We start from the raw sequence: 12,420 nt of genomic DNA, 5'->3' as shown, positions 1-12,420 counted from the left end.
TTAACAAAAAAAATAAGAACATCAAATTTCCTTTTTTAATTCATATTATTGGAAATGTTTTACAGAAATAGAGGATAATATATAAAGTAGAATTGTATTAGGTAGAAAATATTTTCAAAAAATTGCCAGTAAAAACTGGAGAAAATATAAAACTGGGAATAAAAAATAATGATAGAGTTGCAAATACAACATTTTTTATCTTAAAAAAGTCTGAGAAAGAGTGCTAAATTTCTTGTAAGTAAAAATAAATTTGACAAAAAAATTTTTAAAGTGTAAATTAAATGTAATAAAACGAAATAAAACATAAAAAAAAGAAAGAAAACAAAATGAGTTTAGATTCAGAAAAACGCAAAGAGAAAATAAAGGAATTAATTGAAAAAAGAGGTAGTATTGCTGTTTCAGAACTTGTAAGAATTTTTAATGTATCTGAGGTTACAATCAGAAAAGAACTTGAGCAATTGAAAAAAGAAGGAATTTTAGTAAGAACATATGGAGGGGCATTAAAATCAGATATTATATTTCCCGAAAATCTCCAATTCAAGGCAAAATTGAAAAAAAATATAAGAGAAAAAAGAATAGTTGCGGAAATGGCTATAAAGTATATAAAAGAAGGAGAAACAATATTTCTTGATTCAGGAACAACAACATTAGAAATTGCAAAATTAATTTGTGAAAAAAATTTACCTGTTACAGTTATTACGAATTCTCTACCAGCGATAAATTACCTTGTTAATTCATCTATAGCCCAACTTATTGCTTTAAGTGGTTTTTTTAGAAAAGAAAGTTTTGATTTTTATGGACCTTTTACAATAGAAGAAATAAAAAAACTTTCATTTACAGGTGCTTTTATTGGAGTGGATGGAATATCAGGTGAAACTGGGCTGACAACAACTGATGTTGATACAGCGAGAATTGAAGAAGTAGTAATTGAAAAAGCGAGAGAAATAAATATTGTCGTTGACTATTCAAAAATTGGAAAAATTTCACCAGTTCCTTATGGAGAAATGTTGAAAAAAAAGAAAGACAAAAGAATTATTACTGATTATAAAGCATCAAAAAAAGAAATTGAAAAATTAAAAAAATATGGTTTTGAAATCATAATAGGAGAAAAAAATGACTGAGAAAGAAAGGAAAATAGAGAAATTTTTTTCATATGGGAGTCCTGTAATAGTAGCAATTGACCATGGGCAGTATTTTGGACCTATTGAAGGAATTGAATCTTTAAGAAAGACAATTCTTAAAATTTATAATGCGGATGGAATTCTTATGACTCCTTTTGTTTTTTCTTATATAAAAGATTTTTTTAACTCATTATCATCTCCATTAGTTATTTTAAGAGTAAATTGGACAACTGCTTTATGTATGCCATGGAATTATAAACAAGCACATACAAAATTAGTCATTGAACCAGAAGAAGCATCTTTTTCTGGTGCAGATGCTATTATAGCAAATTTGACATTACAGAGTGGAAGTGAAAAAGTTGACTCTAAAAATGTTAAAGTTTTTACTGAAATAGCCAAAAAGAAAGAAAAAGTTGGAATGCCACTAATTGGAGAAATAATACCTCTTATTCCTTCAAATGAAAAAGAAAAACTACATACTCATATAAAACAGGCAGTTAGAATTGCATGGGAACTTGGGGCAGATATGATAAAAACAATTTATACAGGAGAAAATTTTAATGAAATTATTGAAGGAGTTCCTATTCCTGTTTTTATACTTGGTGGAGACAAAATGAAATATGAAGAAGATGCTTTAGATATTGCTAAAGAAGGGGCAGAAAAAGGTGCAAAAGGTATTGTTTTTGGTAGAAATGTCTTCCAATCGGAAAACCCAACTAAATTTATTGAACAATTAAAGGCAACTATAAATGGGAATAAATATAGTCAATTAAAAATGCATCTTTATGATTTTAACTCACTTTCTGATACTATGCTTCCAGATGGATATAAAATAAAAACATTTAAAGAAGGAAATGAAAAAATATGGTGTGAAATAATAAATAAAACAATTGGTGGGAATTTGAATAAAGAATATTTTGAAGAAAAATTCAAATCAAAAAAACAATTTGACCCTGATGGGGTATTTTTTCTTTATTATGGAGATAAACCGTGTGGGACAGTAATAGCATGGAAAGAAGATAGAAATTTAGGACAACTTCACTATTTAGGTGTTCTTCCAGAACATTCTGGTAAAAACCTTGGATATATTTTATGTTCAGAAGTTCTAAAATACTTCCAAAAAAGAAGAATAAATCAAGTATTTCTTACAACAGATGATTTTCGATTGTCTGCTATTAAAATTTATTTAAAACTTGGTTTTAAACCAGTAATTTGTGAAAAAGATAATATAAGAAGATGGGAAAAAATATTAAATTATTTAAAGTTACAGGAGACAAAATGAATAAAAAATTAAAAGTTGGGATTTTTGGTATTAGAAGAGGTGATAGTTTTGCAAACATATTTAACTCTATTCCAAATACAGAAGTTGTTGCTGTCTGTGATAATAGCGAAATCAGAGTTAAAAATTTTTTAATAAGTGGGAAAAAAAACATTCCTACTTATAATGATTATGAAAAGTTTTTGCAACATGATATGGATATTGTTGTCCTTTGTAATTATTGCACAGAACACGCTCCCGCAGCAATAAAAGCATTAAGAAGTGGAAAGCATGTTTTATCAGAAGTAATTGCCTGTAAAACGCTCTCAGAAGGGGTCTCTCTTTGTAGAGAAGTAGAGAAAGCAGAAAAAAAGGGGATATTTTATATGTTTGCTGAAAATTATTGTTATTTCTCCTATATCCAAGAAATGGAGAGGATTTACAAAGCAGGAAAAATTGGGCAATTAAGATATGGAGAAGGTGAATATATTCACGATTGCTCTTCTTCCTGGCATGTTTTAACTACTTCACCTTCTCATTGGAGAAACTGGCTTCCTTCAACTTATTATTGTACTCATTCTCTTGGTCCAATAATAAAAATAACTGATTTAAGGCCTGTTCAGGTATCTGGATTTGTTGTCCCTAATTTGATATCCAGAGAATATGGAAGAGAAGGTGATGATTGGGGAATACTCATTATAAAAATGGAAAACGATGCAATTTTAAGAATTATTCCCTGGAGTATTGGTCCCCATGATTCAATCTGGTACAGAATTTATGGAACTGATGGGATGATGGAAAATAATAGGTGGAAAGATACAAATGTTCTAAATGTTCATTTTCAGAAATTATGGGAAAAACCAAAAATAAAAAGTTATCTTCCTGAATTCAAAAAGTACCAAAAACAGGCAAAAAGGTCAGGACATGGAGGAGGAGATTTTTTCCTTTTATTTGACTTTGTCAATTCAATAAGGAAAAAAGAAAGACCACCAATAGATATTTATAAAGCAATGGATATGACATTGCCTGGAATTTTGGGGTATCGTTCTGCTCTTTCTGGTAATATTCCTATTGAGATACCAGATTTTAGAAAAGAAAAAGAAAGAAAAAAATATGAAAATGATAATTGGTCACCTGACCCAAATGATAAAAAACTAATGAAAAACCAACCAGCACCTTCTATCCTTGGAGAAATTGAAATTAAAAAAGAAATTTATGAAATGCTTGAAAAAAAGAGAGAGAAAGCAATGTCGGAAATTAAAAAACAATTAGAAAAAGCATATAAAATTTAGGATAACTTATGAAACCCAAAATAGGTCTAATTGGATTAACGGCACAACTCTATAAGGAAAGGATACCTGACTTTATAGATAATTTAGAAGAATTTTCTTTTGAGTTGAAAAAAGTATGTGAGGAATTTTCTTCAGTTATCCATTTCCCTGTTATTTATAAAAAAGAACAAGTGGAAGAGGCATTTAAGAAAATCAGAAACTCTGATTGCGATGGAGTAATTCTTGTTTTTCTTTCATATAGCCCAAGTTTAATTATTTCTCCTGTTCTAAAAAAATATAAAGACATACCTGTCTTAATATGGAATACACAAAAACTTTTTGAAATAAATGAAAATTTTACTGATGCAGATATGCTTAACAACCATGGAATGCATGGGGTTCAGGATTTAGCAAGTGTTTTATTAAGAGAAAAAACAAATTTTTCTCTAATTACAGGACATTACAAAGAGAAACAAGTTATAGAAAAAATTAAAAAATGGTGTCAGGCAACTTCAATATCAAAATTTTTAAAAAAATCAAAAATAGGAAGAATTGGTGGAAAATTTAAAGATATGGGAGATTTTTCTATTCCTGATGAGAAAATAAATAAAATAATTGGTCCAGAAATAGTTGATATTCCACTTAAAAAACTATCAGAAATTTCTTTAAAAATAGACAAATCTAAAATAGAAAAGTTAATGAAGGAAGATAGAAAAAATTTCAAAATAAAGGCAGATGAGAAAATTCATTATGTTGTATCAAGAATTGAAATTTCTTTAAGAAAAATAATAGAAGAAAAAAAATTAGATGGTGTTGCAATAAATTTTAATTCTTTTAAAGGACAAAAGGGCTGTGAAGTAATTCCTTTTTCTGCAATTTCAAAATTTTTATCAGAAGGAATTGGTTATGGAGGAGAAGGAGATGTTATATGTGCTATTTCTGTTTTAATTTTTCAAAAACTCTTTGGAGAAGGAAATTTTGTTGAAATGTTCACAACTGACTACAAAAACAGCAGAATATGTTCTTCTCATATGGGAGAGTCAAATATAAACATTGCAAAAGATAAAGGAGAAATAGAAATTGTTGAAAAAGATATGACAATTGTGAAAAAAGGACTTAAAACTCTTTTTTTCAAGTTCCAGATAAAACCAGGCAAAATAACTCTTTTCAATATATCTCCGACAGAAAATTCTTTTAAATTTATTGTTTCAAAAGGAGAAATTATTGACATACCAATTTTTGAAGATATTACTTCTCCTCACTTTATATTTAAGGTAGGCAGGAAAGTTGAAGATTTTTTAACTGAATATAGTAAATCAGGAGGAACACATCATCTTGCCATGACTTATGGTGATAGGTCAGAAGAAATAAAGTATCTTTCAGAAATTATGGGAATTGAATATTTTGAGGTTTGAAATGTTGAAAAAAACAATAAAATTAGAGAAAAATTTGAAGATATTTAAGGAAGAATTTGAGAAATTTTTGCCTAAAAAAATTCTTGATTTCCATATTCATATATGTCCAAAACAGGCAGTTCCCACTGGTAGTTTTGCAATAAATGCAGGAGGAAATAAACTCAAAAAATATACCTTTGATGAATTGAAAGAAGATATGTGTGCTCTTTACCCAAATAGGGAATTTTATGGTGTTTGTTTTGGAGTCCCAAGTGTTAATTTAAAAACAGATATTATGAATAATTATGTTGCCTCTGTTTGTGATAAAAAAAACTTTTTCCCATTAAGAATTGTAAGACCAGAGGAAAATGAAAAAGAAGTTGAAAAAGATATTATAAAAAAGGAGTTTTATGGTTTCAAGCCATATAGGGACTATGCTGAAAAATTTAAGAAAAAAGAAGAAGTTGAAATTCTTGACTTTTTACCTGAAAAAATTTTAAAAATTGCAGATAAATACGGGTTGGTTATTATGCTCCATATTCCAAAGGAAAACAGGTTAGCAGACAAATCCAATCAAAAACAAATTATGTATATATGTAATAAATTTCCAGATGCAAAAATAGTTCTTGCTCATATTGGAAGGGCATATTATTTCAAAAATATTTATGGGAATCTTGAGAAAATAAAAAAATTCCCCAATTTATATTTTGACCTTGCAATGGTAAATAATTTTGAAGTTATAGAATATCTTTTTGAAAATGTTGCACAGGATAAAATTCTTTATGGGACAGATATACCAATTGCTCTTGCAGAAGGAAAATCAGTTGAAATAAATGACCAGTACACATATATAACTCCCATACCATGGGAATTATCAATTTCTGATGAGAAGAAAAAAATTGTATTTACTTCTTTTGTTTATGAGGAATTAAGAGCAATAAAGAAAGCAGTTGAAAGAACAAAAAAGGATATAAATTTTATAAAAAATTTGTTTTTTTATAATGGATACAAACTTCTTAAAGAGGTGAAAATAAAATGAGTGTTCTTGTAATTGATGAGGGAACTACAAATATAAAAACAATTATTTTTGAGAGAGACGGTAATATAGTAAAACAAAATTCTATAAAAATAAAAACATATTATCCCGAAAGAGAATGTGTTGAACAAAAAGCAGGGGAATGGTGGACTTGTTTTTTAAAAGGGCTAAAGAATATTGACTATAATAAAGAAAAAATTGAGTGTATATCAAGTTCAACACAAGGAGGAACATTTGTTCTTCTTGATAAAAACTCAAAGGTATTAACAAATGCTTTTACATGGCTTGATAATAGAGCAGAGAAAACATCTAAAAAATTAAAGAAAAAGTTTGGTGACGATTTCTTTTATAAAAAAACAGGTCATCCTATTGCAGCATGGATGCCAATTTCTATAATTTCTTATATAAGAGAAAAAAATCCAGAAATTTATGAAAAAGTAAGAAGAATTTCTTTTGTTGCTGATTATTTAAATTTCAAATTAACAGGAAGATTTTTTTTAGATAGAACAAATGCACAGATGAGTTCTTTTTATAATATTGTTGAAGATAAATGGGATGATGATTTATGTGAAATTGCAGGGATAGATAAAAATATGCTACCTGAAATTGTCCCTTCTGGAGAAATTGGTGGCAAACTAAAAAAGGAAGTTGCGAATTCTCTTGGTTTAAAAGAAAATATACCTGTTATTTCAGGGGGACATGACCAGTATTGTGCTTCACTTGGTGCTGGTGTGAAAGAAAAAGGGGATTGCTTACTTTCAACTGGGACTGCTTTTGCTTTACTTGTTTTAACTGATAAATTAATTTTTTTGCCTAAAAATAAAAAACACTGGAAACCAGGGAGATATTTATTTGAAGATAAATATGGAGTAATGGGACCTATTTCAAATGGTTGTTGTATTCTTGACTGGATTATTCTGAATTTCAAAAAATTTGAAATTAAAAAATTAAATAATACAAAGATAAAATTTATTCCATATTTTTCAGAAGGGAAAGGAGAAATTAAAAACATTTCATTATCAACAAAAAGAGAAGAAATATATTATTCAGCAGTAAGGGCAATTGTTTATGAAATAAAGAAGTATATAGATGAAATAGAGAATAAAATAAAAGTAAAGAAATTTTTTCTTGTTGGAGGAGGAACAAATATTAGTTTTTTACCTGAACTCATAAAAGAAATTTCAAAAAAAGATGTAATAATTCCTGAAATAAAAGAATGTGCTGCCAGAGGTGCTTTTTTATTAACAATTTAACATAATATCAAAAAATAGGAGGCGGAAAATGAAGTACTGGCAAAAGATTGATATAAAAGAAGTACCGGATATAAAAGTTGTTCCACCTGGTCCAAAATCAAATGAATATCACCAACTTGCGGGTAAATATATGAAAGGGTATTCAGGACAGGTTAAATTATTTCCAGTTGTATTTGAAGAAGGTAATGGTCCGTTTTTAAGAGATGTTGATGGAAATACTTATATTGATTTTTCTTCTGGAATATATGTTACTAATTGTGGACACTGTCATCCAAAAATTGTTGAATATGTAAAAAAATACCTTGACAAACTATGGAATTGCCATGATTTTACAACTCCTGTCAAGACAGAAGCACTTCAACTACTTTCTGAAATACTTCCAGGTGATATTAATGGAATACAATTTTATTCAGATGGAACTACTGCTATTGAAGCAGGTTTAAGAGCAGCAAGAGCAATTACTGAAAAGTTTGAATTTATATCTTTCTGGGGTGATTTTCATGGGAAAACATTGGGTTCTGTTTCTCTTTCTATCATGAGTCCTGACAAAGGAATAAGAAGTCCTGGATTTTTTCTAACTCCAAGACCTTATTGTTATAGATGTCCATTTAAACTTCACAAAGATTCCTGTAATTTGTATTGTGTTGATTTTGTTGAAAGAATTATAGATGAAGAGACAACTAATAGGGTGGCAGCAGTTGTTATGGAACCAATTCAAGGATGGGCAGGAAGTATTTTCCCACCAGATGAGTTTATTCCTGAATTAAAAAAACGACTTGAAAAAAGGGGAATTTTACTTTTTGCTGATGAAATTTTAACAGGAATGGGAAGAACTGGAAAATGGTTTGCCTGTCAACACTATAATATTGTGCCTGACATAATTACAGTAGGGAAAGGACTGGGTAATGGTTTTCCAGTCACAATTATGGCAGTTAGAGAAAAATACAAAGATGTGTTAGAAAAGATAAGTTCTTCTTCTTCTTTTGGTGGTAATCCTCTTGCCTGTGCTTCAATTGTTGCGACAATAAAAGTAATAAAAGAGGAGAATTTAATTGAAAACGCAAGAAAAATAGAAAATGTTATAATGGAAAAACTTTACAAAATGAAAGAAAAACATCCTATAATTGGAGATGTCAGAGGAAAAGGATGTATTTTTGGTATAGAACTGGTGAAAGACCAACATACAAAAGAACCATTTGAACAGGCAGGAAAACTTGTTTATCAAAAAGCATTTAGAAAAGGACTTGCATGGGTTCCAGCAGGGCATATTTTAAGGTTATCTCCACCTTTAATAATTACTGAAGAGATTGCAATTAAAGGAACAAATATTATAGAGGAGGCAATATATGAAACAGAAAAAGAACTTGGCTACTTATAACAAAAAATTTGAAGAAAATAGTTACGAAGGAATAAAAGAAGCAATATTACAAAAGGCAATTGTTTTATTACCTATTGGTCAAACAGAAGAACACGGTAGACATTTACCGGTTAAAACAGATGCATTTATTGCTGAGAAAATATGTGAAAAAATATCTGAAATATCACCAGTTCCAACTATTGTTATGCCAACTATTTATTATGGATATTCAACAAAAGAAGTAACAAAATGGCCTGGTTGTCCTGGAATTAAAATTGAAACATTTATTTCCTGTATTTATGATATATGTTTTTCTTTAGTTGGGATGGGATTTAAGAAAATTGTTATTGTTAGTTGTCATGGAAACCATACAGGAGCATTAAGAGTAGTTGTGAGGAAAATCGCCGATGATTGTGGTATTTATATGACCTTAACTATCCCAAATACCATTGCAAAAGAAAAAATAGATAAAATTTTAGAAAAGGGATGGCGAGGAAGTTGTCATGGCTGTGAATATGAAACATCTTTAATGTTATATCTTGATGAAAAAAGTGTTGATATGAAAAAAGCAACTGATATAGATATCTTAAAAATAAATTCAGAATTTTATCCAGGGAAAGTTTTCATTTCAACATGGGGATTACAGAAAAGCAAAACAGGAATTTTTGGTGCACCGGTAGTTGCAAGTAAAGAAAAAGGGGAAAAGATATTTAACTCTATAATTGAAGAATATATAAAATTTTTAAAGGAGTTATCAAAATGGAAAATTTAAAACTTGGTTTTGTTCCAATAGGGAAATTTGTTTTTAGTCATATAGATGCAATGAAATACAAAAAGCAAATTGAAGAAAAATTAAAAAGGTGGAATATAAATTATGTTTCAATGGACAAAATTTTACCTGATGGGATGGTAAGAGACCAAAAACATGTTGAGGTAGTTATTGAATTCCTTAATAAAGAAAAAGTTGATGGAGTTTTTATTCCTCATTGTAATTTTGGAACAGAAGGAGCAGCAGGGATGATAGCAAAGAAAAGTGGTGTTCCTGTTTTATTATGGGGGCCAAGAGATGAGGAACCGTTAGAAGATGGGACAAGATTAAGGGATACTCTTTGTGGACTTTTTGCGACAAGCAAGGTTTTACATAAACTAAATGTCCCATTTACTTATATTGAAAATTGTAGAATTGAGGATATTGCTTTTAAAGAGGGAGTTGAAAAATTTATGAGTGTTATTTCTGTTGTGAAAGAGTTTAAAAATATGCGACTTGGACAAATTGGGAGTAGAATTGATTTTTTCTGGACAACAATTATTAATGAAAGCGAACTTTTAGAGAAGTTTGGTATTGAAATTTTACCAATTGATATTGTAGATTTTATAAAACAGGTTAAAGAAAATTCTGAAAAAAATAAAAGAAAGTATATTGAAGAATTTAAAAAAACAAAAGAAAAAATAAATTTTTCTGGTTTTGAAAACGAGAACTCTATTTTAAACCTTTTTTCAATGAGAGATGTAATGTTTGAAATAGCCAATAAAGAAAAAATAAATGCTTATGCAATTCAATCATTCATGAGTATATGCAAAGAATTAGGAGTAATGGTTGAGTTTGCTGCGGCAATGGTATCGGATGAAGGAATCCCTGTTGCTGCTGAAACAGATATACACGGTGCCATAAGTTCTATTATTTTGCAGGCATCTTCATTTAATAAAGAAAAGGTTTTTCTTGCTGACCTTACTATAAGACATCCAAAAAATGATAATGCAGTCCTTCTCTGGCACTGTTCTTCTCCAATTTCTATGATTGATAAAGACTGCAATCCAGAAGTTTCTAATCACTGGGTATTACCAGGAATTCCTTCTGGTTCATGTCACTGGAAACTTAAAGATGGAGAAATGACTATATTAAGGTTTGATGGGGACAAAGGAGAATATAAAATAATTTGTGGTGAAGGGAAAACTGTATCTGGACCTTATACAAAAAATGTATATGCATGGTTAGAAGTAAAAAACTGGAAACAATGGGAAAAAAAATTTATTGAAAGCCCATATATTCATCATATAGCAACAAATTATGGGAAATATACATCTATTATTGAAGAAAGTGTAAAGTATTTGCCAGGGAATATAAAATTTGAAAAACTTGATTAAGAGAAAAGAGAAGAAGCACTTTCCATAAAATATGGTAGATATTTTGAAAGAACTGGTTGGGAAAAATCGTCAATAAATGGCTGCCCAAATTTGTTCATTTCAGTTCCACATATAACAGGCATATTCATTTTTTTGCATACTTCTAAAAAGTCAATTAGTTTTTCTATTTTAATTTTTCTTTCATCAGGGTCCTTTATATTCCAATTTCTTTCAGGTATTATTGTTATTCCTTTTATTCCTTTGTTTTTCATAAGTTCAATTAAATTTTCTGGGTTTTCTTCTCCTTGGTTTGTTCCATCCAGCCATGTTCCTATTGGAATACCACCAACTTTTTCTGTCATTTTAACAACTTCATCAAACAGAGGAAAATTTTCTACTTCTGGTTTTATATAACCGGGTCCACCAAATTTTATAAGTTTTTTTCTCAAAATTTCTTGAAAGTCATGTTGTTTTTCTTTTCTCAAAATTCCAATATTTTTTTTATCAACTTTAAGAATTCCTGCCCAAAAATCATCAACTTTTTCTCCAAAAATTTCTTCTGATTTTCTTATGTAAGCAAAAATTATATGTCTTTCTGTTGGATTGTTAGATGGGGTTAATGGAAGAAGGTTTTTTTCATAATCAATTTTAATATCTACAAGAAAGTTATTAAGTTTTTCAATAACTTTTTTATTTCTCTTTTGGGCAATTTCTTTTAACTTATTAAAAAACTTTCCTTCTTCTGAATTATCATCAATTGCCTTTTTAAATCCTTTCCCACACAAATAATAAATACCAGGTTCTTCAGGAGAATTTATAACTTTGTCTTTAAGTTCAGGTAAAAATACCCTTGATTCAAAACCACTTACAACCTTTGTATTTAAAATTTCTCCTGATAAAAGTGTCTCTTCAATTGCAATAATTGTATCAAAATCAACAACTCCGACATATTCTAAATTATTTATCCATGCCTCAAAGACAATTCTTGATGGAGACCAGTTCTTATAGTTAAATGAGTGGAAAGAGTGTATATGAAGATTTAAATATGGTTTTATATTTATTTTTTTTATATCTCCTTCTTCAATTTTCTTTTTCAAAAGATAAAGACCTGCTTTTCTTTCTTTATCGTCAAATGATAAAAGTTTCTTTTCAATTTCTTTATCCATTTTTTTCTATTTTTAAAATTGTAGTAGAGTAAGGTAAGAAAGAATAATTTAATTTATCTGAAAATTTTTTAAAATTTTCTTCCATAATTTCTACTTCTTGTTTCTCTGTTGTGTTTATTGCTTCTGGTGAATTTCCTGTCATAGTTAAAATTTTCCCTTCTTTCTTAAAATTATTTTCAATTTCTATTTTCCCATCAACTTTTTCTGTATTCCTATTTATAACTGCAACATAAATGTTTTTTTCGTCTTCAGTTGCAGAAACATCAATAAATGGGACATTTTCAATTTTTTCATTTCTATACTGGAAATTATATTTTTCAACTTTAACTTCACTATCAAGAAGAAAATCACCTGTATTGTTAGAATAAAGGTAAAATGCATAATAAATTGGTGTTAAAATAACCCCTTTCCCTTTTGTCTGTATTGCTCCAAGAACATTT

11 protein-coding genes are annotated in these 12,420 nt (G+C 28.9%); 9 read left to right on the top strand and 2 right to left on the bottom strand.

What is annotated here, in order from left to right:
• The first annotated feature begins 326 nt into the window (after nucleotides 1-326).
• Genes PLW95_02890 through PLW95_02850 form a run of 9 tightly spaced genes read left to right on the top strand, consistent with a single transcriptional unit; the run spans nucleotide 327 to nucleotide 10,835 of the window.
• Nucleotides 327-1,121, top strand: a complete 795-nt coding sequence (locus tag PLW95_02890; GenBank protein ID HOV21611.1) for a DeoR/GlpR family DNA-binding transcription regulator — start codon at nucleotides 327-329, stop codon at nucleotides 1,119-1,121.
• Complete coding sequence (locus PLW95_02885) at nucleotides 1,114-2,403, top strand: GNAT family N-acetyltransferase (protein HOV21610.1); 1,290 nt, start codon at nucleotides 1,114-1,116, stop codon at nucleotides 2,401-2,403. The genes PLW95_02890 and PLW95_02885 overlap by 8 nt, the downstream gene beginning before the upstream one ends.
• Complete coding sequence (locus PLW95_02880; protein HOV21609.1) at nucleotides 2,400-3,671, top strand: Gfo/Idh/MocA family oxidoreductase; 1,272 nt, start codon at nucleotides 2,400-2,402, stop codon at nucleotides 3,669-3,671. Before PLW95_02885 ends, PLW95_02880 begins: the two co-directional genes overlap by 4 nt.
• A gap of 8 nt (nucleotides 3,672-3,679) precedes the next feature.
• Entirely contained in the window at nucleotides 3,680-5,065 is a 1,386-nt protein-coding gene (locus PLW95_02875) for a hypothetical protein (protein ID HOV21608.1), read from the top strand.
• A gap of 1 nt (nucleotide 5,066) precedes the next feature.
• Nucleotides 5,067-6,083, top strand: a complete 1,017-nt coding sequence (locus tag PLW95_02870) for a TatD family hydrolase (GenBank protein ID HOV21607.1) — start codon at nucleotides 5,067-5,069, stop codon at nucleotides 6,081-6,083.
• Entirely contained in the window at nucleotides 6,080-7,333 is a 1,254-nt protein-coding gene (locus PLW95_02865; GenBank protein HOV21606.1) for an FGGY family carbohydrate kinase, read from the top strand. Before PLW95_02870 ends, PLW95_02865 begins: the two co-directional genes overlap by 4 nt.
• Before the next feature lie 28 nt (nucleotides 7,334-7,361).
• Nucleotides 7,362-8,711 carry an aspartate aminotransferase family protein gene (locus tag PLW95_02860; protein ID HOV21605.1) on the top strand — a complete coding sequence of 450 codons (1,350 nt, stop codon included), beginning with the start codon at nucleotides 7,362-7,364 and terminating at the stop codon, nucleotides 8,709-8,711.
• Nucleotides 8,680-9,462, top strand: coding sequence for a creatininase family protein (locus tag PLW95_02855; GenBank protein ID HOV21604.1), 783 nt, complete (start codon nucleotides 8,680-8,682; stop codon nucleotides 9,460-9,462). The genes PLW95_02860 and PLW95_02855 overlap by 32 nt, the downstream gene beginning before the upstream one ends.
• Nucleotides 9,450-10,835, top strand: coding sequence for a fucose isomerase (locus PLW95_02850; GenBank protein ID HOV21603.1), 1,386 nt, complete (start codon nucleotides 9,450-9,452; stop codon nucleotides 10,833-10,835). The genes PLW95_02855 and PLW95_02850 overlap by 13 nt, the downstream gene beginning before the upstream one ends.
• Here PLW95_02850 and PLW95_02845 read toward each other — a convergent pair.
• Nucleotides 10,832-11,980, bottom strand: a complete 1,149-nt coding sequence (locus PLW95_02845) for a hypothetical protein (protein HOV21602.1) — start codon at nucleotides 11,978-11,980, stop codon at nucleotides 10,832-10,834. The genes PLW95_02850 and PLW95_02845 overlap by 4 nt on opposite strands.
• Nucleotides 11,973-12,420 (bottom strand): alpha-L-arabinofuranosidase C-terminal domain-containing protein (locus tag PLW95_02840; protein HOV21601.1); only part of this gene is annotated, 448 nt, incomplete at its 5' end. The genes PLW95_02845 and PLW95_02840, both read right to left, overlap by 8 nt.

This window comes from bacterium (assembly GCA_035370465.1).
In the GTDB taxonomy this organism is placed as follows: Bacteria; Ratteibacteria; UBA8468; order B48-G9; family JAFGKM01; genus JAGGVW01.
The sequence above is the reverse complement of the archived record's forward strand: the minus strand, read 5'-3'. Positions and strand labels throughout refer to the sequence as shown.